Below are 24776 nucleotides of genomic sequence, written 5' to 3'. Positions count from 1 at the left end.
CATTCAAAGTAATCCTTTTCCTCATAATTTCTAACCAGGATATTCTCTGAAGGAAAGGGAGCGCCTGTTCGTTACATATTATAGATGGCAAAGTATACGCGATAATTATTTTTTTCCAAAACGCTGATTAATTGAGCATTGCTAGAAAGAACATTGAGTACTGTATGCTCTACTGTTTCATTATGTATAAGCATGTTTTCATATTCTTCTATAAGCTTGGAGCCGACTTCCATTGTGTCATACTCATTATTAACAAACAGGATTGCTTGTGGTTTTCTTCCAAACCCGTTAAATGAAAGAAAGCCTATGGATGTATCATTCATAATGGCAACCACAATGTTCTCTCTGTTGCTTTCTTCATTTTGATAAAAACTCTTTAATAAATCCTTATTGTGAAGTAACATATGTTCAATTTGCGCCTTATCTCTTTGCGGACTATATTTTTGTATTAAAAATGAGTTCATCTTGCTCCTCCATTTGTTCATTTAGACGGCAACCTTGTCATACTTAACCTAAAGACTTGTTATACCAAAAATAATCTTCAACGTTTTACGACTCTTCTTACTTATTTTCAAGCCTTGTCTTAAGTCTAGAATGATTACGGTTTTGCCAATCCAAACTCTAAAATATAACGAGCGGAACTTTACCGGTTTCACTATGCCTTTTTCTTCATATTCCGTTCCATCCTCTAACTCCGTTTCAGTTCTAATAAGCCATGTATTGCCAAGACCAAATTCGATATACTTCAGAATCTATCTCCCCCGTACAAGAGCTGCTTTTATTGCTCAATAGTTTTTATTAGATAAAGGCAGAGATCATCGTCCACACAAACATGTGCCCCAGGCTCAACAGGCTTATTATCGTACATGATTCCCCGCCCATCAGGGATAAAACCACGCTTTATATACATCCGTTGTGCGGTTCCATAGTCAGCGTATAATCCAAATCCAATACCAATAGTATTAGATATAGTAAAAGCATCTTTTTCAAGAGCTTCAATTAATACACTTCCTACCCCACGTTTCCTAAATGGCGGGATGACGTCAAAGTTTTGAATTTCAGGTATATTATTCTCTGCAAAATAAGGATATTCCGACCTGTATACCACATGTCCCCATCCAACAAACTCATTTTCACAAAAAGCTAAAATTGTAACTCGCTTTTCATTTTGATTTTCTTGCCAACAACGCTGGACATAATCAAGAGGTTGGCTTACGTCATGCTCAGATAACCCCGTATGTATAATAGCAATATCGTTTTGTGTCATTCGACGGATTTGTAAAGGTAAGGCCATAATATAATTTCCTCCTAACTTATTAAATGAGTCCATTCCTATATTAACATACTAATTAGGATTAATCTGGTAAAAAACGATTATTGTTAAACTACCCTGTCAGATAAAAGAACAGGCTGCAGAATATACCGGCAGCCTGTTCTGATTTTGTTATTTTTTTATTTCTTTAAGGTAAAAGTCATATAATTGATCAATAGATGAGCTTGAAAAGATAGACGTGGCTTGTTCAATTTTCTCGCGTTTCCAATCGAACCAGCACATTTCCTTTAACTTTTCGATTTCTTGATCTGTAAACCGTTGCTTGATCACTTTAGCAGGATTGCCGCCCACTATCGTATACGGTGGGACATCCTTTACAACAACTGATCCTGCCGCAACAATAGCACCTTCGCCTATTTTCACACCGGGCATAATCATTGCATTCATCCCAATCCAGGCATCACTTGCAATGATTGTATCCCCTTTGGATTGGTAAGAGTTTGCAATCTGATCTACAAAAGGATACACGGTGATCCATTCAGGATGATGATTGTGATTCCCACCCATGAGAATAATTACACCACTAGCAATACAAACATAATTTCCTATAATCAATTTATCTAAATGCCAACCATAATCTTCACTGGGATTAAACAACTTTCTTGATTGTTCATCACCCCAAAGGTATCTAACACACCCATCTTCAAAATCAAGATTATCGTAATAACCAGAGTAGTAAGAGTACTCTCCTACCTCAATCATTGGGTTGGTGACAATATCCTTTAAATACTTAATTTCAGACCAGTGGCTGAACTGATGTTGTTTCATTTTCTTTCCCTCGCTTCTAAGTAATGTAATTCATTTATACTTAGAAGCTTGATGCAGTAGCGACATTCTTAAACCTTTTCAAACGACGAACCATCGTCCTCATCCTTTTCCTAATTGATGCCGTCATTGTAACAAACGATGATTTGTTCGTCAAATCAACCCTATTGTCCGAACTCAGCTCAATTATGAATTTATCTGATTACGGCTAGCCTTAACATGTTTAAGCTGGGCAACTATAATGACGCTAATGATCACTAGAAGGAACCACGAACTGATCTTACTGAAACTAACCAGTTGCCACGTTTGATATTGATCAGGATATTTCCATGCATTAAAAAATGTAGCGATATTTTCAGCTAACCAGATAAAAAATCCCACAATAAAAAAGGCCAGTATCAAGGGCATTCGATAGGTAACCGTCCGTACCCTATAAATGATCCATGTTTTCCAGAAGACAACAACCACAAGCGCTGTCAGCCACCAACGAAAATCAGGAATGAAATGATGTGTGAAAAAATTTAAATAGATGGCTCCTCCCAACAATCCCGCTGAAGCAAGCCCCGGCCAACCGGTCATATCCATTTTCAATCTTCGCCATATCTGGCACATAAAGCTTGCGACACTTGCATACATAAATCCACTATAGAGGGGTACACCAAACACCTTCGTAAACCCTGGCTCAGGGTATGCCCATGAACCCATCTTTACCTTATAGATTTCCAGCAATAAACCAATAACGTGGAACACACAGATTACTTTTATTTCATCCAGTGTCTCTAATCCAGTACGGTACATGAGGTACTGCACTGTAAGCAGTATTAGAAGAATGGCATCATAACGGTAAAGAAAAGGCATTTCTATTATGTTAGAAAGAGCTAAAGTCCCAAAAATCGCAATAGGAAATATGCAACTCATCGCCTGATGATATCCAAAATGCAGCAATTGTGTTATTGACTTCATTCTTAACTTTCCTCATCATTTTTGTATTCTAATAGATCTCCAGGCTGACATTCCAAAGCCTTACAAACTGCCTCTAACGTTGATAATCGCACCGCTTTTGCTTTTCCATTTTTCAATATAGAAAGGTTAGCCATTGTTATTCCAACTCTCTCCGAAAGCTCAGTAACACTCATTTTTCTTTTAGCCAGCATCACGTCGATATTAATTATAATCGCCATTGTTTTCACCTCAGACAGTTAAGTCATTTTCTGATTTTATATCAATAGCTTCTTTTAAAAGCTTTTGTAGAACTGCAGCAAAAACGGCAATCACCATGGAGGCAAAAATGATAATCAAACCGATGACTATAATCCCGGGGGCATCATCTTTCTCCGCCATGAGGTAAAAGAGTGGCATACCAACTACATATAAGCAACTGATGATGATTGCACAATATTTTATTTTCTTTAAAACCTGTACAGACATTTCCGAGAAAGCATTGTTCTTGTCAATATAGCCTAACAGTTTAAAAGCTTGATACAGTGCAAAGTAAAAAGGTATCGCCGAGGCATACAAATCAATGGCAAGGAGATATTTCAATAAACTATAATCCGGATACAGTTCTGCTGCGAAACTCGCTATCTCCGGCACCACAAATATGCACAAAGCAAGCACCGGGATACCTATAAGAATAACCGCTGCCCTTAAAAAAAGTGTTGATCCTCTTTCCATAAAAAACACACCTCACAGATTTATTGTGAATTGAATTTATCACATTATTTATCGTTTTACAATATATTTTAATCGAAATACAGTTATTATTGGCTGTTTTATAATTTTCGACTAAAAGGCCGAGCTAATTGACTATTAGAAGTCATTAGCTCGGCCTTGGTACCTTTTCATATCTCTTTATCTCTATTTTTCTATTCTACAAGTAATTCTAATACTGACCGAGATCGATAAAATTCAAATCCATGTTAGTTTCATCTTCAGCCTGATTTGCAGCCTCCGTTGATACTACTTTTCCTTCGTATTCAAGGTTACCGCTTGTCAAATTGAATACATATAGACGATTACCTTTGAAATTCTTATAACCCACAATATAGAGATAGTTTTGTTTAAAATCATAGGTAATGTTTTCACTTAAATCTATATTTGTATTCTTCAAAGTAGTCTCATATTCTTTACTCACGAGATCGTAAGAAATAACAGTAAATCCTATATTCTCCTTACCCGATACAGCTTTTTGCAGGAAATAAATTTTCTGTCCATACGCATTCATAATATTATTCAATAACATTTCATGCCCTTGGAACGCGAGCGGCGAGATTTGTCCTGTTGCAACATCTACTTGATATGCCTTTTTATGATTATCTTTACTAACCGTTAAAATCCATTGATCCGTGTGATCCAGATTTTGATTGGCTAACCTAACGAATTGATTATCCCCATTTGCTGCTTCAGATTTAGCTCCTGGTAACACGAGCGGCTCATTTGTAATCTCCTTTGTTGTTAGATTAACACGGATAATCTGCGGTTCAGATACATAACCTTTGGCGCTGTGATTCAAAAACACCATTGCAACAAGCTCTTGATCAACAAGCTGTACATTTTGTACATACATATCTGAAACATCATGATCTACATTGATATCGGATGTGATTTCCAGCGTATTGTTCTTCTGCTTGTTAAGCACAGAAATACTGAGCTTAGCATTTTTCTTCGCTGAAGGATCATTGGATTGCTGCTTATCTACGGTCCAATTCACGTAAGCAAGCATATCCTGATTTTCATAAAACCCAGCTAAGTTCTTCTTTCCACGCATGAACTGACGATGCTGATCCCTCCATTTATCCAATTGTGTGTTCACTGGTCTTCGGTTTAAGCTTTGGCTGATCGTTAACTTTTCATCTGGATAATCTGTACCATTTGTAGTGATATTAGCTCGTTTGATGCCAAAAACACTATCCTTAGTCAGATAATTTCCGTATAAAGCTATATCTTCAACGAGAGAAGCATCCCCTTGAACCATCGTCAGCTTATAATTAGGTGGTGTCTCTTGTGAAGCCTGTACATAATACGTCCCGATTGTAACAACCGCGAACACTACAAGAACGGCGGTAACCATATATTTTCTCATTCCTTAACCTCCATTCCCCTTCAATTATACCGATATTTTCTTACGCAATAGATACAAGCTGTACCAAAGCGAACCTCCAGCAATAATCACTATTAATCCGAGACAAGCACCTAAGATTTCTCCGGGATAGAAGTAGCTATCGTATCTGCTATAACCCATAAGATAGGGTATTGAGGCTAATCCAGCTAGAACCGCTAAGTATAATACGATAAAGCCGATCCCTTTCAGTCTGTAGCTCCGCTCCATTAGAATCGCTGTGAACAAGACGATCAAGCCCGTAATGCCCAGTCCATAATATAGAACAAACTCAGAAAAGTAGGGCGGAACCAGTACTCTAAGCACAGTAGGATACTTCAAATAATCAAATACCGAGATGTTCCGATATAGTTCAGCAGGAAGAATCGACTGTGCTATCAAACGCTCCAGTGGCACAAGCACAATTTGCAGGGCAACAAGTCCAAATGCGAATAGCAAGATCGTAACCAGCTTGGCAAAATACAAATTCGCCCGATTGGATGGCAAGGTGAGCAGGCGATATACTATCGTATTTTTACCTCTCCAGTCACGGTACCAGATGAAGCAGCTATATATTAGTAACACTGTTATGCTCAAGAATATGGGTCCGAAATATAGAAGTCCATTATAGCGAGCATACATCATACTGTTTAGCTGAATATATCCAGTCACATTGTGATATTGCTCAAGCGTCCATTGATTCACTCTCATTGCCTCATTCGCAGAATCCAGCCAATGATTAGCACCGATGGTGACTGCTGCAAGCTGCAAGGTAACTGTCAGCACCATGAGTCCAATATATATTTTGGCAAATCGGTTCATTTCAAAATTCAATAGCTTCACAAAAGCTCTCATTTCATGTACACCTCTCTCATTACGTCCGTAATGGACTTACCTTCCTGCTCGCGAACTTCTTCACAGTAGAATTCACGCTCTACCTTCCCGTGCTGTAGCAAGACCGCTTTATCAATTAAATGCTCAATATCGTTAATTTCATGAGTTGTAATAATCACACCACGGTCCTCGATCAATTCACTCGTGAACACATCAGTAATTTGCTCGCGGCTGAACATATCAATCCCCGAGAACGGTTCGTCCATTAGGATGTAATCACAATCCAAGGCTAGTCCCAGCAACAAATTTACCTTCGCAGCCATCCCCTTCGACAATGAGGATACGCGATCCGAAGAGCTCAGTTGGAAGAACTTAAGCAATTCCTTTGCACGTTCAGCGTTCCAATTCCGATAAAAGTCAGCCATAAAGATCAAGCAATCAGCAATTCGCATATTGGAGGGCATCGTTAAAGAATCTGGAATAAAAGTGATTTTCTCATACATCACAGGTGTTAGTGATACATTATCGATTAAGACTTCACCTTTGTATGGTGTCAGTCCCATGATGGACTTCAGCACCGTTGACTTCCCGGCACCATTGATTCCGATCAGGCAGGTAATCTCTCCTTTGGCAGCAGTGAAGCTAACGCCATTAAGTACCTTCTTGAATCCATAATTCTTCACCATCTGATTCACTTGGATCATCTTGTGTCACCATCCTCTGGAGATAACTTTCGCTCGGATGTATATTTTGTCTTTATGATATCTACCAGTTCTTCAACTGGAATTTGAATATTCTGAATGGAGCTGATGAATATATCCACTGCACTTTCGATTAATTCAGCTCGAATCGAGTTAAGTATTTGCTGATCCTGTGTAATTCGGCTCGGGGAATTCCCTTCTGTTACGATCAAACCCTGTTCCTCCATTTCCTTATATGCCTTCTGCGCCGTGTTCGCATTAATCTTCATTACTGATGCAAGTTCACGCCGTGAAGGAATTTTGTCTCCCGCTCCGATTTGCCCTGTGGCGATCTGTTCCTTGAAATGACGCACAACTTGAATATATACCGGCTCACGAATATTAAAGCTGACGCCTGATTTCTGTTCTTCTGTCATACAACCAACTCCATATACTAAGTGTGTGTACTAAGTGGTTCATACATCTTATTTATGTACTATACGTGTAATACACTTTTGTGTCAATAGTTCAGGTTTGAGCAGAAAAAAAAGCTGCCTTTCGGCAGCCCTCTTATTACTAAAACACCTTTTGATTAAAAACATGTTCTTTTCCACCTAAACCCAGTGCAGCTGCTGTTGTAGTGTGAATTTTCTGCAGAAGCACGGGATTATCCATTAGTGACAAGCCATAAGAAGGAATCATTTCTTTTATTTTGGGTTCCCATTCTTTTATATATTGAGGGAAACATTTGTTAAGCACTTCAAGCATCACGTGAACAGCCGTAGAAGCTCCAGGGGAAGCCCCTAACAGTGCTGCGACCGAACCATCAGCGGCACTAATAACCTCGGTACCAAATTGAAGTGTGCCTTTGCCAGCTTCTGTATCTTTGATAACTTGCACACGCTGACCAGCTACAACAAGATCCCAATCTTCAATTTTGGCATTGGGGATAAACTCTTTCAGTTCTTCCAGACGTTTTTCTTTCGATAACAGCACTTGTTCGATCAGGTATTTTGTTAATGACATGTTTTTAGCACCTGCCGACAGCATTGTTATGAGGTTATCCGGTTTCACAGAAGTTATTAAATCAAACATTGAGCCCGTTTTTAAGAATTTAGGTGAGAAGCCGGCAAATGGCCCAAATAACAGTGATTTTTTATTGTCGATAAATCTTGTGTCTAAGTGCGGTACGGACATTGGAGGGGCTCCAACTTTAGCTTTGCCGTATACTTTGGCATGATGCTGCGCAATAACTTCCGGATTATTACACACCATAAAAATACCGCTTACTGGGAATCCTCCAATATGTTTTCCTTCAGGAATACCGGATTTCTGCAGTAAGTGCAGGCTTCCTCCCCCGCCACCAATAAATACAAATTTCGCTGTATGTTGTTCAATGTTACCGCTGGCATTTCTGATTTTTAGATCCCATGAGCCAGCACTGTTACGCTTCATACTATTGACACTATGCTTGTAGTGGAGATCGACGTTTTTACTCTTTAAATGCTCAAATAAGATACGCGTTAAAGCACCAAAGTTAACATCCGTTCCAGAGTCAATTTTTGTAGCCGCAATGGATTCGTTCGCTGGACGATTTTGTATAATAAGCGGAATCCATTCCATCAGTTTTTTAAAGTCAGCAGAAAATTCCATACCTTGGAATAATGGATTTTTTGAGAGCGCTTCAAATCTTTTCTTTAAAAAAGCTATATCCTTCTCCCCTTGCACCAAACTCATATGAGGTAACGGCATAATAAAGTCCTGGGGATTATGTATCAGCTTACGATTTACAAGATAAGACCAAAACTGCATCGAAAGCTGAAACTGTTCATTAATCTGAATAGCTTTGCTAATATCTATAGATCCGTCTGGCTTTTCAACAGTATAATTAAGCTCACAGAGCGCCGCATGCCCGGTTCCTGCATTATTCCATTCATTAGAGCTTTCTTCCCCTGCTTTTTCAAGCTTTTCAAATACTTTAATTTTCCATTCCGGTACTAATTCCTTCAAAAGTGTTCCTAAAGTCGCACTCATGATTCCGGCACCAATTAAAATGACGTCTGTATCAGTTGCACTTTTGCCCATTATTACCATCCTTATCCCCTGAATTTTGCAGAAAGGATGTGGGCGCTCCTTCTTAGGCGTCACACCTTTTCTGTATCAATTATAACCTTATCATGGTGTATTACAATTATTTATAAATTTAATATCTACTATTATATGAAAAAAATAAAATATTTAAAAGCTTGTAAAAAAGATAGAAATAAGTCCTCAAGATTTATGGAATAAAAAAAGCTGTATCATCCCCTGTTCTCATTGTAGACAATTCCGTTTTGATATCCCAACCCTACTATTGTTTTTTGAATTTCCTGATCTACTTTTCTTTTAAAAGTTGCAAACTCTAATGTAGTTAAGCCAATTGGAAGCTCTTGTTCTATGAATGAATCAAAATCGATCGCCGTTTTGAAAATACGAAGCTTGTGCAGAAAAGGTAATTGCTCCATTCCCGTTAAATGAGCCAATGTTTTACAATTCATAATCGTTAGCTCTTCCAATGCCTTCATCTGCTGATCAAAGTTAATCTCACGTAGCTGGATTTGATCTTCAATCACAAGCTTTTTTAACGCACGAAAAACCGAAATATTACTCAGATCATGAAAGCCACGGACTCTACAAATTTCCAGGCTTTCGATCTCATTCTCTTCGATGTCCTTAATATGTTCTCTGCCTCCAAGTAAAATGCGAAGTTCTTTCAATTTCTTTAGCCGATTAATAAAATGTAAGGGTTTGTTGCTGATGGAGTGCAGCGCGAGATAGGTAAGATCCTCCAGATCTCCAATAGCATCAAGGTTTTTAACCTTTCCTATTACATGCAACTGTTCTAGACGAGAGAATTCTTTTAGGTATTCCAGATTAAGCGTCTTTTTCTCCGAACTAATATTTAAAATGCTTAAAGACCGCAACGTATCTATACTCAGAATCTCCGAATTCTCAAGCTCATAAATACCCACGCTCAGACTATACAGGTTATTCAGCTTAGCCAATACGTTCGTGTTATGTGCCTGGCGAAGACAATTCAGCAGCAGCATTTTAACATTTGGAATCTGCAGGAGTGTCTCACAATCAAAGGATACAGAATAATGGCCATAAAAACGCACTCCAAAATTTTCATCAAAACGCGCGCAAAGCTCATTTACCTCATCCAGAATCGAGCCATAGGTCGATGGATCAGAGAACTGAACAATCACTTGGTTGCCGCTGTACAAGTCTTGCTGAATCTGAACTGGATCTAGTGAAATAGGATCATTGATCAGAATCCTTCTTTTCCATGTAACACTCATTCCTAACCCCTCCTACCTGCCGTTAATCATCATTTTATATTTATTGTAAATCTACGAATTACTTACCCATGAACATAATTACATAAATCACCCCCATGGACAAGCTAAAAAGGTAGGTTATAGATTATTTAGAGTTCCGTTGATGAGGATTGAGAATAAGTGATTCACATTAAAAATACAATAAGCTGTATCATTCGTAGAGTAATCTACTTTTGATACAGCTTATTTATTATTTATTCAGCCTTTTGCGATGAACTATAAATCCCCGCCACCAACTCCAGCGCTTTTATCCCTTCAGCACCATCCAACCAAAACTTTTGACCCCTGGCGACATGCTCATAGAAGTCCTCAATCAGTCTCTTATGCCCGGTACCCCAATAGGATTTACCTTCCGTAGCACTAAATCTAGGCTCACACAGCAAGGTTTCCTTTCCATCCTTCCAAAGATATAAATGATCTCTGCGGAGGTTGATAGTCCCTTCTTCAAAGACTAGCTCCAGCTCCACTGGAGAATTCTCCAGATAGGTATTTGTACCATAAAAGAGCCCTCTGACATTATTAGTGAAATCGATGCAGGCGTGGGCGGTATCTTCTACCTCTATGACCCCATTTAGCACATCCGTGGTAATACTGCCTTTCACCGATGCCACCTCTCCACCAAACCACTGAAGTAAATCTAGTGTATGGATAGTTTGGTTAATTAGCAGGCCTCCACCTTCCGTAGACCAGCGTCCTCTCCAGTCACTATCGCTATAATAACTTTCGCTGCGGTGCCAGGTCACGATTCCTTTCATGCAGTGCAGCTTCCCATATATTCCTGAATCAATGACCTGCTTAATATATATGGAGGCATCATTATAACGGTTCTGAAACACCACACCAAGCTGACCTGTGCTTTGCTGTGCGGCTTCAAGTATTCGTCTGGCTGAAGGAAGATCTGCCGCCATAGGCTTTTCGGTAAGGACATGTTTTCCTGCTTGTAACAACTCCGTAGCCATTTCTGCATGTAAATAATGAGGCGTACAGAGATGTACAACATGAATACGGTCATCCTTTAAAATTTCTCTATAATCATTAGTAGCTTGGCAGTCATATTCTTTAGCCGCATGTAATGCTTTGTCAGCATCAATATCTGCAACTGCAAGTAGGCTCACACCATCGATGCCTGTTAATGTTTTTGCATGTAGAGGGAAAATGGCTCCGCATCCAATAATGGCTGCTCCAAGTTCTTTCATCTATATTACCCCCGTTCATCATTCAATCGTTATCTGAGTATTGCCGGGGTTAGATTGATCGCTTGTTCTTGAGCCTTCAGACATAGCTCGGCAGCTTTGAACACATGGCTCTGTGTCATCGCCAGCTCTGTCCGATTCAGACAGTCAAGGATTAGCTCACCAAAGAAAGGAAAACCAACCTTCCCAGCTACATGCTCATAATGTTCCCCTTCCCCATTGACCCAGTACACATGATCCGGTGTATTTGAACGACCCATATCAGTATATTTACGCAGTTCAATATATCCTTCAGTACCCATAATCATCGTGCGCCCGTCTCCCCATGTGCCCAGCCCATCAGGCGTAAACCAATCCACGCGAAAATATTGTGTTGCCCCATTGTCACCTACAAGAGTAGCATCACCAAAATCCTCTAATTCGGGATAAGTCGGATGGTTGTAATTGGCCACTTTACTATGAATAACCGAAGCATCCTGACAATCTGCATAATACAAAAATTGTTCTATTTGATGACTGCCTATGTCACACAAAATCCCACCATATTTCTCCCTTTGGAAAAACCATTCCGGCCGGTTAGGAGCATTTAGACGATGTGGCCCTAATCCAATGACTTGCAGGACACGGCCGATAGCTCCTTGCTGAATCAGCCGCCCAGCATAGATAGCGCTTTCAACGTGAAGGCGTTCACTGTAGTAGACCATATATTTCTTATTAGTTGCTGCTGCCACTGCTCTAGCGGATTCAAGCTGTTCCAGGGTTGTAAAGGGTGCTTTATCCGTAAAATAGTCCTTCCCGTGAGCCATTACTCGATTGCCTAAAGGTCCGCGTTCAGATGGAATTGCTGCCGCTGCTATTAATCGCACTTCGGGATCTTCCAGAACTTCTTCCACAGATCCAGCAGCTTTGACACCGGGATATTTACTAATAAAATTTCTGACCTTTTCCTCATCCGGATCATATACCCATTTCAGCTCTGCCCCTGCTTCAACCAGTCCGTTACACATCCCGTAAATATGACCGTGATCTAGGGCAATAGCGGCAATGATGAATTCACCCGGCTTCACTACTGGTTTGGATTCATATGTTGGTGCATAGGTCATCCCATTTTTCCGATTCATAAAACCCCTCCTAATCAGTATTACTCCATTCTATAACGTATTAAGAAGATAACGCAGACTGATCTCCAAGCTTTCAAAAGGATCACGACGGCAAACATCCTGCTCCACTACGAACCATTCAACACCTGTTTCGCGACAAACATTGATAATTTCTTTATAGTTCATATTCCCTTCACCGATTTCAGCAAAGATCTGTTTTCTATTAACGATCGCCATATTTTTTAAATGAACTACCTGCATTCTGCCTGCAACTTTGCGTATCCATTCAGCCGGACTCCCTCCGCCTGCTTGAACCCAATATAAATCCAGCTCAAAACCAACGGCAGGATCAGACTCGGTGAGCAGAATTTCCATGCCAGTCATTCCATCAAAGCGTTCAAATTCAAAATCGTGATTATGATAAACAAATTGCAGATCATGTTGATCTTTTAAAGTAACTGCAATGTCCGACATCAGCTTTGCGAATTCACGGTAACCTTCTTGTCCCGTACGGAATATTTCCGGTAAACTTCCTAGTCCAATATTTTTGCAGTTCCACAGCTTATGTTCAGCGGCTAAAGCATCCAAATCGTTCGTTAGGCGATCCCATGACACATGGGTTGCACATATTGCCAGACCTGATTCATCCGCATACTCTTTTACGAGTTTCGGATCGATCGGCCCGATGGCTGAAATCTGAATAGCTTCATAACCCATAGCAGATACCTTTTGAAAAGTGGATCTTAAATCCTCCGCAGTTTTAGTAAAATCACGTAATGTGTACATTTGAGCAGCAATGGTTGAACGATTCATAGGATCTTTCCTCTCTGATTAGAATTTAATGAGTTCCCTTAACATCAAAGGTTTGGGCGACTGTGGTTTCTTTGTTGAAGTTAGAATTCTCTACCTTTTCCATGAGCTTCTCATAAAATAAATCTTCATCAATCGGTAACTCCACCCAATCGTCGGTCCAAGCCGATAAATACATTCCATTAGATAACGTTAGACCGTGAATACCTTCCTCACCCGGAGCTAACAATTTCTCATCGTGTAGAATGGCATTCGTAAAGTTCCGCAAAATTCCTTTATGCTGTTCACCGCCACCTTCTTCTACAGGAATCTCACATTTCCAACACTCTGGGCTGCCGAATCCTCCCGTAAACTCTGCATTGAATTGCGGCTCCGGCGTGCGTAGACGCCAAAAGGTTAGCTTCCCGTCTTCCACTACGATTTTTCCTTGATCGCCAGTAATTTCGAAACGGTTAGTTCCCGGTGCTTCACCTGTTGTGGTGATAAAAAGCCCTGTCGCACCATTTTCATATTCCACATAAGCGGTTACATCATCTTCAACCTCAATATTGCGGTATTTACCAAAATGACAAAACGCTCTGATCCGCTTAGGCATCATACCTGTCGTCCACTGCCATAAATCTAGTTGATGAGGATCTTGATTCAGCAGCACCCCACCACCTTCGCCTGCCCATGTAGCCCGCCAACCACCGGAATTATAGTAACTTTGTGATCTGTACCAGTTGGTGATGATCCAATTTGTGCGGCGGATTTCGCCTAGTTCACCAGACTTTATGAGATCCCTAAGCTTTTGATATAAAGGATTCGTCCGCTGGTTATACATGATTCCGAATTTGCGATCAGACTTTGCTGCAGCTTCGTTCATCTGCTTAACAGCTTTGGTATAGACCCCAGCCGGTTTCTCTACCAATACATGATAACCATATTGAAAAGCCTCGATAGCTAAAGTTGGATGATCATAATGTGGAGTACAGATTAATACTGCATCTATGAGATGAGACTCATATAACTCTTGGGGTGTTGCAAATTTCTGTACACTTTCCGGTAAATGCTCTTCTGCCCATTTCAAACGTTCTTCCCTTACATCACATACAGCTGCAAGCTCAGCATCTTTAATATGATTCAACAGACTTTGTGCATGTGCACTCCCCATATTCCCAATTCCAATAATGCCATACCGTACTTTATTCAATCAGATCACTTCCCTATTTGAGGTTATGTTATGAGAATATACTTAATTAATAGACATGAACATGATCGAAATTAAGCATTATTTGCATAATAATAAGATGATTTAGTTAAATAAATTCGTTATAATAAGGATAATCAAGTCATAGAGGAGCTAGATGATGAATAATCCAGGTAACCTTACCGGCAGATTCCTCCAGAATCTTACCGTAAAAGTGACCCATGCCCAACTTAGAAGCGGATATAGCGGGTGGAATCGTACGCTGGAAACCCCAACATTTAATCGACTGTATTTTATTGACCGCGGTGAGGGAAAAGTTATCATTAACGGTATTACTTATTATCCGAGAGCAGGTCAGCTAATGATCATGCCCGCAGGAAGCACTCAAACTACAGAAACGTCAATGAATGATCCCTATACACGCTATTTCTGCCATTTTGATGCTGATATTGGGGAGTGGCCCTTATTCCATTCGGCAAACAAACTGTTTATCTGTGATGCGCCCGACCCAGATTCCGTACGGGTTATTTTCACAGAAATGATCGAACAGTTTCAAAAAGATGATGTATTGTCCATTCTGCGTACTCAGGCGAACGTCCTCAATCTAATTGCTACTTGCCTTGAATCGAACGAGAATATCAAAACAGACTTTATGCAAGAATTTATACATACGGGGGATCAAGGAAAGCTCGCCTATGTTCTTCAATATATTGATGAGCGGCTGGATAAACCCATAGAAATAGAAGAGTTAGCAGAAATTGTCCACTTACATCCGAACTATTTCATCCCCTACTTCAAGAAATTTATAGGGGTTCCCCCCATGCATTATGTACAATTGAAAAGAATGGAGCATGCTAAAAGACAGCTTTCTTATAGCAATTTCAGCATTTCAGATATCGCGGAGCAAGTAAGTATGGAATTAGCCCATTTCTCTAAATATTTCAAAAAGACAATAGGAATCTCCCCTTCTGCCTATCGTAACAGCACTAAGTAAATTTATTAGGGAATGTCCGGATCTATGTGTTGGAACAATTAGGGAACGACTACAAGAAATCGGAACCCATAAAGATCATGCTGTATATGTAGCTGAATCAGATCACCGATTGGTAGGATGGATACATGCGACCGTTCGAATTTTGCTTGAGTCTCCTTCATTTGTTGAAATCGGAGGTCTTGTTGTTGATCAGACTTGCCGCGGAGAAGGAATTGGCAGACAGCTTGTAGAAACCTGTGAACGATGGGCAATCCAAACAGGGATTAGTTCGTACTTGATAAGGAACTTTAATCACACTCAGGACTTTTAGGGAGGCTCAATGGTTATGCTAGAATTAACTTTGCATCCAACATTAGAAGGAAAAATCGCTGTGATTACCGGAGGAGCCGGTGTATTATGCCGGGTTATGGCGCTAGAGTTAGGTCGACAAGGAGCTAAAGTCGCGATTCTAAATCGTACCGCAGCTAAGGGAGATTTGGTTGCCGCTGAAATTACTGCCGCAGGCGGTCAAGCAATTTCACTCTCCTGTGATGTTACAGATCAACAGAGTGTTATGAAAGCCGCAGAAGCTGTTAAGAATCACTGGGGTCCTTGCGATCTATTAATTAACGGTGCTGGCGGAAATGATTCCTCAGCAAATACGACCCAAGAGATTTTCAAAAATGATGACCTGGAGAACCCGGACATATTCACTTTTTTTGACCTTAGTGTAGATGGATTTCGCAACGTGATGGACCTTAATCTGATTGGAACATTGATCCCAACCCAAGTTTTTGCCAAGCAGATGCTCGGCAGAACGGGCACATCTATAATTAATATTTCATCCATGAGCGCACCTTCTCCAATGACCAAAGTACCTGCCTACAGCGCTGCCAAAGCAGGAATTAATAATCTCACCCAGTGGCTCTCCGTTCATTTCGCTGAGTCTGGTATACGTGTGAATGCCATTGCCCCTGGCTTTTTCCTTACTAAACAAAATGAGAAGCTGTTGGTTCGTGAAGATGGCGAGCTTACAGACCGTTCCCAAAAAATCATCTCTCATACTCCAATGCGCCGCTTTGGACAGCCGGAGGATCTGCTTGGCACACTACTCTGGTTAGCAGATGAAGCAATGTCCAGCTTTGTGACCGGAGTTACCGTCCCCGTTGACGGTGGATTCTTGGCTTATTCGGGAGTATAGACTAATCTAATGAGGGATTAAAATGATTGTAGATCCATTACGCGTATTCGTTACTGTAGCTGAACTGAGTCATTTTTCCAAAGCAGGAGAAGCGCTGAATTTATCTCAACCCGGTGTCAGTCTGCATATCCGGAATCTTGAGAATGAGCTCGGTGCTAAACTCCTGCATCGTTCTTCTAAACAGGTTAGATTAACAGAAGCCGGTAGTATTCTTTATAAACACGCCAAACAAATATTGGCTCATTTCGATGAAGCAAGTCAGGAAATCCATATGCTTCAGGACGAAGTCACTGGGAGTATACATATCGGCGCTAGTTTTACTATTGGTGAATATATTTTGCCGGCAAGACTTGCTGATTTTGCCAATCAATATCCGCAGGTCAAGCTGCAAGTGACGATAGGCAATACTGAGGAGATTATTGGAGGCGTTAAATCCAACGAACTGGACATAGGGTTTATTGAAGGCGAGGTCCATGAGAATGATCTCAACGTCACTCCTTATATGAAAGACGAGATGATTATGGTCGCCCCTGCTACCCACCCTCTGTCAAAAGCGATTTCTGTGGAGCAGAGCATGTTGCAGGATCAGGTTTGGGTGCTTCGCGAGCATGGCTCGGGCACACGAGCTTTCAGCGATCATTTCCTACAGGAGGAAGATATTTCTGTTAAAAGATCCTATGTCTTCAACAGCTCTCAAGGTGTTAAAGAAGCTGTGGCCTCCGGTCTCGGAATCGCCATGCTCTCCAGATGGATTGTACGGAAGGAACTGGAAAGTGGTGAGATCAAGGAGCTGCCAATCAGGCAACATCATCTGGAAAGGCAATTCTCGATCATCCGACATCAAGAATGTTCTTCTTCCTTAGCTACCGATGTCTTTATAAAAAAGCTACTTGTCTTTAGAAAAGACAAATAGCTTTTTTTCTTCCACACTATGAAATTATACTTGATGTTCAACCAAATGCCCGTCTTCCAGATGCAGAACGCGGTCACACCATTCGAGCATCCGTTCATCATGAGTGACCATTACCGCTGCTTTCCCCTCACTCTTCACCTCATCAGCGATCATGCGTACAACTTCTCTTCCGCGTTTGAAGTCCAGACTGGCTGTCGGCTCATCTGCAAAGAGAATCGCTGGTTTATTCATCCATGCTCTAGCGATAGCTACACGCTGCTTCTCCCCACCGGATAGCTGCTCCGGATAGTGATTACGCCGTTTCCAGATATCCAATCGTTTCATCAAATCGGCAGCCCGTTCCTTCGCTTCCTTAGCACTCATTTTCCCCTGCTTAGCTACAAAAAGGAGTTGCTCCTCTACCTTCAAATAAGGCAATAGTTGAGCGCTTTGGAACATAAAGCCTATCTTCTCTAAACGGAGCTCTGTCAGCTCACTTTTACTTTTATCTGTAAGTGATTCTCCATCTATAAAAATCTCACCGCTAGTAGGTGTTAGAAGCGCACCAGCCGCTGAAAGGAATGTACTTTTCCCTGTTCCCGAAGGTCCAAGGACAGCAACGAATTCCCCTTCATTAACGATCAGATTCAAATTGTTCAGCACAGACACCGTTGTGTCGCCATCACCGTAGTTTTTGGTTACTTGCTTCATAATTAGTTTTGCACTCATGCTCCAGCCCTCCCAATAGCTTCTAATGCATCTACTTTTGCCACTTTAGCGACAGAAATTAGTGATCCTAAAAGAGACATCCCAACGAATAAACAGCTGGTTAAAAGAATGGTGGAAGGCTCCAGTTGGAATGGCATCGAATCTGGCAGGACCTTATTCATCCCAAAGGTAAGCAGTAAGCTAATGCAAAGACTTGATATAGCTAAAATCATGACCTGCCCTACCACGCTCCAAGCCAAGTAAGACATTTTAGTACCCATCGCCTTCAGAATACCAAACTGACTTGTTTTCTGAATCGTAATGACATAGAAGAATACCGCCAGAACAAACGCTGCGATCACAAACAGGAAAACAATCATCATTAGCAGTGAACCCTGCTCTGCCGAGTAGCCCGGAATATTGGATATAGCTACTTTTTGCGTAATGACCTCTACATCTTTTACATTCGTTGAAATCTTATCTACTTGATCAGCATTCGCATTCAGGGCAATCACATTAAACGGTACAGACGAAGAGGTTTCTTCTCCTTGGTTAACCCCCTGCTTCATAGCTTGCCAATCCTGATTGTTGATATAAACTACTGGGGTATGGCTGTATGAGCTATCCTCAACAAAACCTGCAACAGTAAATTCCATCCCGGTTGCCTGATCACGAATAATACTGCCAAGTTTGATTCCTGACTGTTCGAGGTCACGATCAACAAGGACTTTACCGTTTGTCTCATTAGTAATCTTGTCACCTTCAGCTACTTTAGGGGCTAATAACCCATTCATATCTACTGCAAAAAAAGTAATATCTGCTTTAACGTCTGCATCATTAGCAGTGACAGTGCTCATCTGCATTGCAAGTGAAGACGCATTATTGTCTCCAACTACTGAACGTACATTCTGGAGCTCCGTATCTGTTAACTGAGAACGTCTAAAGGTCTGATCCGCATCACCTTGTACTACAAAATAATTCGCCGGCATGTTCTCTACTGCAGAGATATTTGCATACGCTAATCCTCTGGCTAGTCCCGTGACGAAAAGTACAAGAAAGGAAACCAATAACATGATAACCATAATTAATAGGTATCTGGCTTTAGAATGTCGCATTTCCCTTAAGGCTAAAAACATATTACCACTCCTTCTAATCTGTATAGTCACAGTTTAGAAGATGAAAATGAACGGAGTATGAATAATGAATTACAAAAGCGGAAGTGTAACTGTAAAGGTAGTCCCTTCACCCAAAGTACTGGTTACTTCAATGGTTCCGTTATGCGCTTCTACGATTTTTTGAGAAATCGCAAGTCCAAGTCCGCTGCTATGTGTTTCATGCGTTCGTGCTCGATCTACTTTATAGAAACGATCAAAGATTAATGGTAACTCCTCGGCTGAAATGCCTTCACCAGTATCCGACACAGAAACAATACAGTTCTGTTCCACTAGCTTCGCGGAAATCATAATGGAACCTTCAGCAGGTGTGTATTTTATGGCGTTGGAGAGCAGGTTCATCCATACCTGGAACAATAGATTTGAATCACCTAGAACGCTGATGTCAGCAAGATTCAAACGCACGGCCAGTTGTTTCTCCGTTAATCTCCATTCCATGATTTGTACGACCTGTCTTAGTTGTGCACGCAAGTCTGTCGACTTTTTCTGTATGGAATTAGGATCATAATCAAGTGAAGACAAGGTAAGCAGCTGTTTGCTAAGCAATGAAAGACGATGGCTTTCTTGGTCAATAATATTGAGATACTGTAACCGTTCATCCTCAGGTAAGGTAGAATCTTTTAAAGCTTGGGCAAATCCCTGAATAGATGTTAATGGCGACTCAATTTCATGCGATACATTGGCCACAAATTCCTGTCGTGCCCGATTTGTTCGTTCCAGCTCCCGGCTCATAATCATAAAATGGGAAGCTAGCTGACCAATCTCATCACGCCGCCACGTATTCAATTTGATATCGTATCTGCCTTTTGAGATCCGTTTAGTGGCCGTCGTCAAACGTGTAATAGGTCTTACCACATGCAGTACGCTAATCATTACAAAGCCTAAGCTAAACAACACGGTGAACCCAATGATCACAGCAAAAAAGACGCGCAGCTCCCCGAACTGTACTTCAGCATCCGGCCGCATAAACAAAGCATACGTCTCATTGTTTACTTTTACAGGAACGCCAATTGAATTACGCAGTTGATTATCAAAAAATCCGGTAATAAATGCACTGTCCGGGAAATCCGCGACCCCATGATAAATTTGCCCATTCAGAACCTTCTCTAGTTGCTGCTCATCCAAATCTTCTTTTCTAAAGGGCTTACCGTAGAATCTTGATTCCCCTTCAGCATCAGTTAAATAGATTTTATAACCCAGCTTGGCTATACTCCGCAAATAATCCTCCATCGTTTCCGGATGTGATTCTGCGAATTGTTGAACCTCGATAGCCATTCCGGTAAGTTTGGCATCGTTCTGAGATTTAATCTGGGCTTGATAGTAAATATTAGACACCAAAAATCCAAGAAGGCTACTCACCACAATTACTGAACAGAAGACAATACACATCCGGACATACAAGGATCTCATACGTTAACCATCTCCAATTTATAGCCAATACCTCGTACTGTTCGGATCACAAAATCTTCCTGATAATCTACGAAGCGCTGACGCAAACGTTTGATATGTACATCGACTGTTCGCTCATCACCTTCATAATCCATGCCCCATACCAGTTCAATTAACTCACTACGTGTATATAACCTGCCTGGATATTGCGCCAATTGAGCCAGAAGCTCAAACTCTTTTACCGGCAGCAGCAGAACCTCATCACCATCGGTTATTTCATAATTTTTGCGATCAATAACTAGAGAATTTAATCGAATCCGATCATCTGAAGCAATGGAATAGCGGCGGAATAAAGCTTTGATCCGAAATAGCAACTCTTCAGGCTCAAAAGGCTTCGTTACATAATCATCCGTCCCCCGCAAATAACCTTGCTCTTTATCACTCAGCTGCTGGCGTGCTGTCAATAAAATGATCGGAATATCATACGTTTCTCTAATATGCTGACATAGCTCTAACCCATCTACATGTGGCATCATTACATCTACGACCGCTAAATCCGCAATACTGTCCTGCAATTTATGTATCGCATCTCGGCCATCACTGGCCTCCATCACCTGATATCCTTCCCTTGTTAGTACATGTTTTAATAATGTTCGAATATTCACATCGTCATCTGCTACTAAAATCTTCTTCATCATTTACACTCCCTGAATAATGGATGAACTCATAGTAACAACTTTATAACGATAGAACAACTAAAGTCAGATCAAACAAAAGGCTTGATACTCTCTCTAAGTGTGGTAACCGGCCGCTCCATCAGTCTCTCCAGATCTTTTGATGTAGAAGCAGTGTCTATCTTCGCAAGAAACGAATATATCCAATGTTGAACGCTTGAATCCTCGCGAAACGTAATTCTTTTCCCTGATAACTCTGATAATACATCAACTAATTCGTTAAAGTCCCAAACGCTAGGTGCGGCTAGTTCGTAGGTTTGGTTCTCATGTCCACTCGTTGTAAGAACCTTTGCCGTAGCTAAAGCGAGATCCTCACGAGTGACTGAGTTAAACTGCCAGTTCCCTGGATAAGTGGTTAGCTCGCCGCTTTCCATGGCTTCCTTCAACCCAAGCACACCCACAAAATCTATATACAAAGCGTTACGCAGAAACGTATAATCTATCCCTGATTCAAGAATCATCTGATCAGTTAGTAAATGAACATGATAAGAAGGAATCGGACCTTTGGGGGGAAAGGCAAATCCAGTATAAAGCAGATGTTTCACATCGGCTTTTTTTGCTGCATGAATGACCTGAGCGTGCTGATTTAATCTGATCTTATCATCGGTATGAGAGCTGGAGATTAAAAGTAATGTTGTGACCCCTGTAAAAGCTTCAATTAACGAATCCAACTGGTCATAATCGCCAAAACGGACTTCGAACCCTTTTTCTAAATAATTAGCAGCTTTCTCTCGCTGACGAAGACAAGCAATAACTTGACTAGCCGGAACATACTTCTCAAGGTTCTCCATAATTAAGCTGCCTAATTGGCCTGTGGCTCCTGTAACCATAATCGACATACATAACACCCTTTCTGTTATTCGAATGTACTGAGTTTTTGTAATAAAAAGATAAGTTGGTGCAGCTCCTGATCATTCAGATTCTGCATTCTCTCTGCGACAGCCTGACGATTCTCTGGAAGATGCTCCAGAAGTAATTGCTGGCCTTCACTAGTAATCGAAATGACGCTTTTTCTGCCATCCTTGGTATCATTCGAACGGGTTATTAATCCATCTCGCTCCAATGGTGTTAACAGCATGCTTATATTAGCTTTGGTAACTCCAATAATTTGAGCCAATGTAGAAGGTAAAATCGCACCTCCTTGTTTAGAGATCTCCACCAAGATACGAATTCTTGCTCCGTTCAATCCTTTCGACTGCCAATATTTCTCAGAAACAGAAACTAAATTTGCAGTAGCTTCAACTAATGTAAAAAATGCTTTGGTATGCAATGGCTGATTCAGCACAAACTGTTGTAAATGATCCATAATCTATAATTCAGCTCCAATATAGTTAAGTCCTTAACCTTTTTCAAACATACTACAATCCCCATGCGTTGTCAAAAAAAAGAAGCTGCCTCACCTAGCAGAATAAATCTGCTGATGAAACAGCCTCTAAATATAAACTCACCTTAGATTAACACCGTTTTTGTGGAAACAGGCTCTTCACTGTATTTTTTAGAACCCTCCAGCATAACCTCCAGCTTAATGATCTCCGACCGGCTTGCTAAACGAATTGGGGGTCCCCATGTTCCATAACCTGACGACACGACTACATGCAAATTGTCCTTACGAAGATATCCCCAGTCCAGCTCGAACAAACGTTTAGTGATCCAGTGATTTGGAGCAATCTGTCCTCGGTGTGTATGACCAGAGAGTAGAACGTCTACCCCAGCTTGAGCGGCTACGTCGAAGCCTGTAGGCTGATGATCCATCATAATCACAGGACGTGTAAGATCAAGTCCTTCGAGCAAGGAGCTTACACTTTGTCTGCCACCGGCTTCCATCGCCTCGGCTGTCTTATCTTTTCGGCCTACAATATAGGTTCCTGCGACTTCTTCAACCTCATCTTGCAGGACCTTGATCCCAATACTACTCATCAAATCGGTATATTCCTTAATTGATCCACCATAATATTCGTGATTGCCCAGTACTGCGTAGACACCATAACGAGCTTTTAACTGTTTAATCTGTTCACTCATACTATTGCGGATAAAAGGTTCAATGCTGTCATCCAAGACATCTCCAGCCAGCAAAATCACATCGGGTTGCATAGCGTTCATTTGTGACACCATTTTTTTGAGATGACGATTGCCCACGATATTCCCTAAGTGCAGGTCTGAAGCAACCGCGATCGTTAATGGCGTGCTGGTGCCAATAGATTTATCAATAGGAATGGAATGTGTGCGGATCACGGTACTCCAGGCGTTGATTGAACCCCAGACCAGAAAAACTGCCAATAATATCAGAATTGTCCCGCCCGCTTCTGCGATGTAATAGGTACGATCGATTCCCGACCATCCCAGTATCACGTATAATAGGTCTGCCAAAGGTAACGTAATGATAGCAAATTCCATACAGGCTAGATAATACGATCCAATCACTTTAAAGAATCTGGCGATCGGTTTAACCGATTTTGGCCATGGAATCATTCCAATGACATACGCAAAAGCGATGAGTATAAATAATGTCCAGAATACTGCTGACGAAACACCTGAAAACCATTCATCAATAAGCAGCCAACCGTGATAGCCAATGTAGAAATTAACAAGACCCAGAATGAGCAGCATAGCGAATCCTGAAGCTAACATTCGTAATGTTTTCATCGTTTCTCTCCCCTTTACCTAACTACTTCTCTACCTCTTATCTCAAATCATAACACAAACCGTTAACCCAGTATAAACTGCAATGCGGTGTTCGGAAAACATCGGAACTAAAAAAAGAAAATGCCCTTCGGCATCTTCTTTGGAGGTTTATCTTATATCGCTTTATCACGTGTGGCCATACATTGACCAATCAGCTTATCGCATTTATTGATGTGATTTATCAGCCAGTCTGTTAACGTTCGATTAAGCTTGATGGTTGAGAGTACGGACACTCCCTTTGTTTTGACCGTTTCTTCCAATTCGAGAACTGCCTTCACGAAATCAGCATGCGTCTGACGATGTTCAGCTAGTTCAGGGAAGTTGATCTCCTCCATCAGCTGCTCTTCATTACTGAAATGTTCAATCGTGTATTCTTTCAAGAATTTCAGCGTTTCCTCAATCTTTTCTTTTCCTTGCTGATTACTGCATGCTTCAAAGAACTCGTTCAATTTCGCTAACAACTGTCTGTGCTGGCAGTCAATTTTTTCTACACCGATATCATATGAATCTTTCCAAGCGATCATGAAATCACCATTCCGTTTCTTGAAAATTACATTTCAATTTTATTTTCCACCTTTCTCCATAAAAGAACTATTAACAACATCACAGGCGTCTATATTCAACCTTTAGCTGTACATATAGCA

General features: G+C 40.9%; 29 protein-coding genes. 4 read left to right on the top strand and 25 right to left on the bottom strand.

Features of this window, described 5'->3' with window-relative positions:
* Positions 1–71: 71 nt before the first annotated feature.
* The 17 genes from MHH86_RS14495 to MHH86_RS14415 form a co-directional block, all read right to left on the bottom strand.
* A complete protein-coding gene (locus tag MHH86_RS14495) occupies positions 72–464 on the bottom strand; it encodes a GNAT family N-acetyltransferase (protein ID WP_036678145.1) in 393 nt (130 codons plus the stop codon).
* A 48-nt stretch (positions 465–512) separates the two neighbouring features.
* Positions 513–749, bottom strand: coding sequence for a DUF3977 family protein (locus tag MHH86_RS14490; protein WP_076141673.1), 237 nt, complete (start codon positions 747–749; stop codon positions 513–515).
* 29 nt (positions 750–778) lie between these two features.
* The gene (locus MHH86_RS14485) at positions 779–1294 is read right to left on the bottom strand and encodes a GNAT family N-acetyltransferase (RefSeq protein ID WP_036678147.1); all 516 of its coding nucleotides are present in this window, start codon (positions 1292–1294) and stop codon (positions 779–781) included.
* A gap of 150 nt (positions 1295–1444) precedes the next feature.
* Positions 1445–2101: a CatB-related O-acetyltransferase gene (locus MHH86_RS14480; RefSeq protein WP_036678149.1), complete on the bottom strand. Its 657-nt coding sequence runs from the start codon at positions 2099–2101 to the stop codon at positions 1445–1447.
* A 183-nt stretch (positions 2102–2284) separates the two neighbouring features.
* Entirely contained in the window at positions 2285–3061 is a 777-nt protein-coding gene (locus tag MHH86_RS14475; RefSeq protein WP_036678152.1) for a DUF817 domain-containing protein, read from the bottom strand.
* Between the two features lie 2 nt (positions 3062–3063).
* Positions 3064–3279 (bottom strand): helix-turn-helix transcriptional regulator, encoded by a 216-nt coding sequence (locus MHH86_RS14470; RefSeq protein WP_342479783.1) that lies wholly within the window; start codon positions 3277–3279, stop codon positions 3064–3066.
* 10 nt (positions 3280–3289) lie between these two features.
* Positions 3290–3772, bottom strand: a complete 483-nt coding sequence (locus MHH86_RS14465; RefSeq protein WP_036678158.1) for a DUF2975 domain-containing protein — start codon at positions 3770–3772, stop codon at positions 3290–3292.
* Positions 3773–3980: 208 nt separating this feature from the next.
* Positions 3981–5180, bottom strand: a complete 1200-nt coding sequence (locus MHH86_RS14460; RefSeq protein WP_036678162.1) for a hypothetical protein — start codon at positions 5178–5180, stop codon at positions 3981–3983.
* A 24-nt stretch (positions 5181–5204) separates the two neighbouring features.
* On the bottom strand, positions 5205–6050 hold the full coding sequence (locus tag MHH86_RS14455) for a hypothetical protein (RefSeq protein WP_036678164.1): 846 nt from the start codon (positions 6048–6050) through the stop codon (positions 5205–5207).
* A complete protein-coding gene (locus MHH86_RS14450; protein ID WP_036678167.1) occupies positions 6047–6733 on the bottom strand; it encodes an ABC transporter ATP-binding protein in 687 nt (228 codons plus the stop codon). Before MHH86_RS14450 ends, MHH86_RS14455 begins: the two co-directional genes overlap by 4 nt.
* On the bottom strand, positions 6730–7146 hold the full coding sequence (locus MHH86_RS14445; protein WP_036678170.1) for a GntR family transcriptional regulator: 417 nt from the start codon (positions 7144–7146) through the stop codon (positions 6730–6732). The genes MHH86_RS14450 and MHH86_RS14445 overlap by 4 nt, the downstream gene beginning before the upstream one ends.
* Before the next feature lie 139 nt (positions 7147–7285).
* Positions 7286–8794, bottom strand: a complete 1509-nt coding sequence (locus MHH86_RS14440; RefSeq protein ID WP_036678172.1) for a malate:quinone oxidoreductase — start codon at positions 8792–8794, stop codon at positions 7286–7288.
* A gap of 215 nt (positions 8795–9009) precedes the next feature.
* The gene (locus tag MHH86_RS14435) at positions 9010–10050 is read right to left on the bottom strand and encodes a hypothetical protein (protein WP_036678175.1); all 1041 of its coding nucleotides are present in this window, start codon (positions 10048–10050) and stop codon (positions 9010–9012) included.
* 233 nt (positions 10051–10283) lie between these two features.
* A complete protein-coding gene (locus MHH86_RS14430; RefSeq protein WP_036678178.1) occupies positions 10284–11285 on the bottom strand; it encodes a Gfo/Idh/MocA family oxidoreductase in 1002 nt (333 codons plus the stop codon).
* A gap of 29 nt (positions 11286–11314) precedes the next feature.
* On the bottom strand, positions 11315–12403 hold the full coding sequence (locus MHH86_RS14425; RefSeq protein WP_036678180.1) for a Gfo/Idh/MocA family oxidoreductase: 1089 nt from the start codon (positions 12401–12403) through the stop codon (positions 11315–11317).
* A gap of 30 nt (positions 12404–12433) precedes the next feature.
* Positions 12434–13195: a sugar phosphate isomerase/epimerase gene (locus MHH86_RS14420; protein ID WP_036678182.1), complete on the bottom strand. Its 762-nt coding sequence runs from the start codon at positions 13193–13195 to the stop codon at positions 12434–12436.
* 25 nt (positions 13196–13220) lie between these two features.
* Positions 13221–14384 carry a Gfo/Idh/MocA family oxidoreductase gene (locus tag MHH86_RS14415; protein WP_036678183.1) on the bottom strand — a complete coding sequence of 388 codons (1164 nt, stop codon included), beginning with the start codon at positions 14382–14384 and terminating at the stop codon, positions 13221–13223.
* 154 nt (positions 14385–14538) lie between these two features.
* On the opposite strand from MHH86_RS14415, the gene MHH86_RS14410 reads away from it, so the two are divergent.
* From MHH86_RS14410 to MHH86_RS14395, 4 genes are read left to right on the top strand one after another with little or no spacing between them, the layout of a single operon-like run.
* Positions 14539–15375: an AraC family transcriptional regulator gene (locus tag MHH86_RS14410; protein ID WP_342479755.1), complete on the top strand. Its 837-nt coding sequence runs from the start codon at positions 14539–14541 to the stop codon at positions 15373–15375.
* Positions 15350–15685, top strand: a complete 336-nt coding sequence (locus tag MHH86_RS14405; RefSeq protein WP_080742489.1) for a GNAT family N-acetyltransferase — start codon at positions 15350–15352, stop codon at positions 15683–15685. Before MHH86_RS14410 ends, MHH86_RS14405 begins: the two co-directional genes overlap by 26 nt.
* A gap of 15 nt (positions 15686–15700) precedes the next feature.
* Positions 15701–16555, top strand: coding sequence for an SDR family oxidoreductase (locus MHH86_RS14400; protein ID WP_036678188.1), 855 nt, complete (start codon positions 15701–15703; stop codon positions 16553–16555).
* Positions 16556–16577: 22 nt separating this feature from the next.
* Complete coding sequence (locus MHH86_RS14395) at positions 16578–17468, top strand: LysR family transcriptional regulator (protein WP_036678189.1); 891 nt, start codon at positions 16578–16580, stop codon at positions 17466–17468.
* A 24-nt stretch (positions 17469–17492) separates the two neighbouring features.
* Here MHH86_RS14395 and MHH86_RS14390 read toward each other — a convergent pair whose 3' ends face one another.
* The 8 genes from MHH86_RS14390 to MHH86_RS14355 form a co-directional block, all read right to left on the bottom strand.
* Positions 17493–18176: an ABC transporter ATP-binding protein gene (locus tag MHH86_RS14390; RefSeq protein WP_036678191.1), complete on the bottom strand. Its 684-nt coding sequence runs from the start codon at positions 18174–18176 to the stop codon at positions 17493–17495.
* The gene (locus tag MHH86_RS14385) at positions 18173–19237 is read right to left on the bottom strand and encodes an ABC transporter permease (RefSeq protein WP_249267730.1); all 1065 of its coding nucleotides are present in this window, start codon (positions 19235–19237) and stop codon (positions 18173–18175) included. The genes MHH86_RS14390 and MHH86_RS14385 overlap by 4 nt, the downstream gene beginning before the upstream one ends.
* Positions 19238–19360: 123 nt before the next feature.
* Positions 19361–20737 carry a HAMP domain-containing sensor histidine kinase gene (locus MHH86_RS14380; RefSeq protein WP_036678196.1) on the bottom strand — a complete coding sequence of 459 codons (1377 nt, stop codon included), beginning with the start codon at positions 20735–20737 and terminating at the stop codon, positions 19361–19363.
* The gene (locus MHH86_RS14375) at positions 20734–21411 is read right to left on the bottom strand and encodes a response regulator transcription factor (protein ID WP_036678199.1); all 678 of its coding nucleotides are present in this window, start codon (positions 21409–21411) and stop codon (positions 20734–20736) included. The genes MHH86_RS14380 and MHH86_RS14375 overlap by 4 nt, the downstream gene beginning before the upstream one ends.
* A gap of 71 nt (positions 21412–21482) precedes the next feature.
* Positions 21483–22289, bottom strand: a complete 807-nt coding sequence (locus MHH86_RS14370) for an NmrA family NAD(P)-binding protein (protein ID WP_036678202.1) — start codon at positions 22287–22289, stop codon at positions 21483–21485.
* A gap of 17 nt (positions 22290–22306) precedes the next feature.
* Positions 22307–22759 carry a MarR family transcriptional regulator gene (locus MHH86_RS14365; protein WP_036678204.1) on the bottom strand — a complete coding sequence of 151 codons (453 nt, stop codon included), beginning with the start codon at positions 22757–22759 and terminating at the stop codon, positions 22307–22309.
* A 140-nt stretch (positions 22760–22899) separates the two neighbouring features.
* A complete protein-coding gene (locus MHH86_RS14360) occupies positions 22900–24093 on the bottom strand; it encodes a metallophosphoesterase (protein ID WP_036678207.1) in 1194 nt (397 codons plus the stop codon).
* A gap of 152 nt (positions 24094–24245) precedes the next feature.
* Positions 24246–24656, bottom strand: a complete 411-nt coding sequence (locus tag MHH86_RS14355; RefSeq protein ID WP_051491008.1) for a bacteriohemerythrin — start codon at positions 24654–24656, stop codon at positions 24246–24248.
* Positions 24657–24776: the final 120 nt, after the last annotated feature.

The sequence above is a fragment of the Paenibacillus sp. FSL F4-0097 genome, assembly GCF_038593125.1.
In the GTDB taxonomy this organism is placed as follows: Bacteria; Bacillota; Bacilli; order Paenibacillales; family Paenibacillaceae; genus Paenibacillus_AQ; species Paenibacillus_AQ odorifer.
This window is presented reverse-complemented; position numbering and strand designations above follow the sequence as displayed.

Excerpts from the sequence above, each read along its gene's own strand:
- MHH86_RS14395 (WP_036678189.1), top strand. The coding sequence starts at position 16,578 with ATGATTGTAGATCCATTACGCGTATTCGTTACTGTAGCTGAACTGAGT.
- MHH86_RS14375 (WP_036678199.1), bottom strand. The coding sequence starts at position 21,411 with ATGAAGAAGATTTTAGTAGCAGATGACGATGTGAATATTCGAACATTA.
- MHH86_RS14470 (WP_342479783.1), bottom strand. The coding sequence starts at position 3,279 with ATGGCGATTATAATTAATATCGACGTGATGCTGGCTAAAAGAAAAATG.
- MHH86_RS14465 (WP_036678158.1), bottom strand. The coding sequence starts at position 3,772 with ATGGAAAGAGGATCAACACTTTTTTTAAGGGCAGCGGTTATTCTTATA.
- MHH86_RS14455 (WP_036678164.1), bottom strand. The coding sequence starts at position 6,050 with ATGAGAGCTTTTGTGAAGCTATTGAATTTTGAAATGAACCGATTTGCC.
- MHH86_RS14390 (WP_036678191.1), bottom strand. The coding sequence starts at position 18,176 with ATGAGTGCAAAACTAATTATGAAGCAAGTAACCAAAAACTACGGTGAT.
- MHH86_RS14450 (WP_036678167.1), bottom strand. The coding sequence starts at position 6,733 with ATGATCCAAGTGAATCAGATGGTGAAGAATTATGGATTCAAGAAGGTA.
- MHH86_RS14370 (WP_036678202.1), bottom strand. The coding sequence starts at position 22,289 with ATGTCGATTATGGTTACAGGAGCCACAGGCCAATTAGGCAGCTTAATT.
- MHH86_RS14380 (WP_036678196.1), bottom strand. The coding sequence starts at position 20,737 with ATGAGATCCTTGTATGTCCGGATGTGTATTGTCTTCTGTTCAGTAATT.
- MHH86_RS14485 (WP_036678147.1), bottom strand. The coding sequence starts at position 1,294 with ATGGCCTTACCTTTACAAATCCGTCGAATGACACAAAACGATATTGCT.
- MHH86_RS14475 (WP_036678152.1), bottom strand. The coding sequence starts at position 3,061 with ATGAAGTCAATAACACAATTGCTGCATTTTGGATATCATCAGGCGATG.
- MHH86_RS14445 (WP_036678170.1), bottom strand. The coding sequence starts at position 7,146 with ATGACAGAAGAACAGAAATCAGGCGTCAGCTTTAATATTCGTGAGCCG.
- MHH86_RS14440 (WP_036678172.1), bottom strand. The coding sequence starts at position 8,794 with ATGGGCAAAAGTGCAACTGATACAGACGTCATTTTAATTGGTGCCGGA.
- MHH86_RS14495 (WP_036678145.1), bottom strand. The coding sequence starts at position 464 with ATGAACTCATTTTTAATACAAAAATATAGTCCGCAAAGAGATAAGGCG.
- MHH86_RS14430 (WP_036678178.1), bottom strand. The coding sequence starts at position 11,285 with ATGAAAGAACTTGGAGCAGCCATTATTGGATGCGGAGCCATTTTCCCT.
- MHH86_RS14480 (WP_036678149.1), bottom strand. The coding sequence starts at position 2,101 with ATGAAACAACATCAGTTCAGCCACTGGTCTGAAATTAAGTATTTAAAG.
- MHH86_RS14460 (WP_036678162.1), bottom strand. The coding sequence starts at position 5,180 with ATGAGAAAATATATGGTTACCGCCGTTCTTGTAGTGTTCGCGGTTGTT.
- MHH86_RS14360 (WP_036678207.1), bottom strand. The coding sequence starts at position 24,093 with ATGAAAACATTACGAATGTTAGCTTCAGGATTCGCTATGCTGCTCATT.
- MHH86_RS14400 (WP_036678188.1), top strand. The coding sequence starts at position 15,701 with ATGCTAGAATTAACTTTGCATCCAACATTAGAAGGAAAAATCGCTGTG.
- MHH86_RS14410 (WP_342479755.1), top strand. The coding sequence starts at position 14,539 with ATGATGAATAATCCAGGTAACCTTACCGGCAGATTCCTCCAGAATCTT.
- MHH86_RS14420 (WP_036678182.1), bottom strand. The coding sequence starts at position 13,195 with ATGAATCGTTCAACCATTGCTGCTCAAATGTACACATTACGTGATTTT.
- MHH86_RS14385 (WP_249267730.1), bottom strand. The coding sequence starts at position 19,237 with ATGGTTATCATGTTATTGGTTTCCTTTCTTGTACTTTTCGTCACGGGA.
- MHH86_RS14355 (WP_051491008.1), bottom strand. The coding sequence starts at position 24,656 with ATGATCGCTTGGAAAGATTCATATGATATCGGTGTAGAAAAAATTGAC.
- MHH86_RS14435 (WP_036678175.1), bottom strand. The coding sequence starts at position 10,050 with ATGAGTGTTACATGGAAAAGAAGGATTCTGATCAATGATCCTATTTCA.
- MHH86_RS14425 (WP_036678180.1), bottom strand. The coding sequence starts at position 12,403 with ATGAATCGGAAAAATGGGATGACCTATGCACCAACATATGAATCCAAA.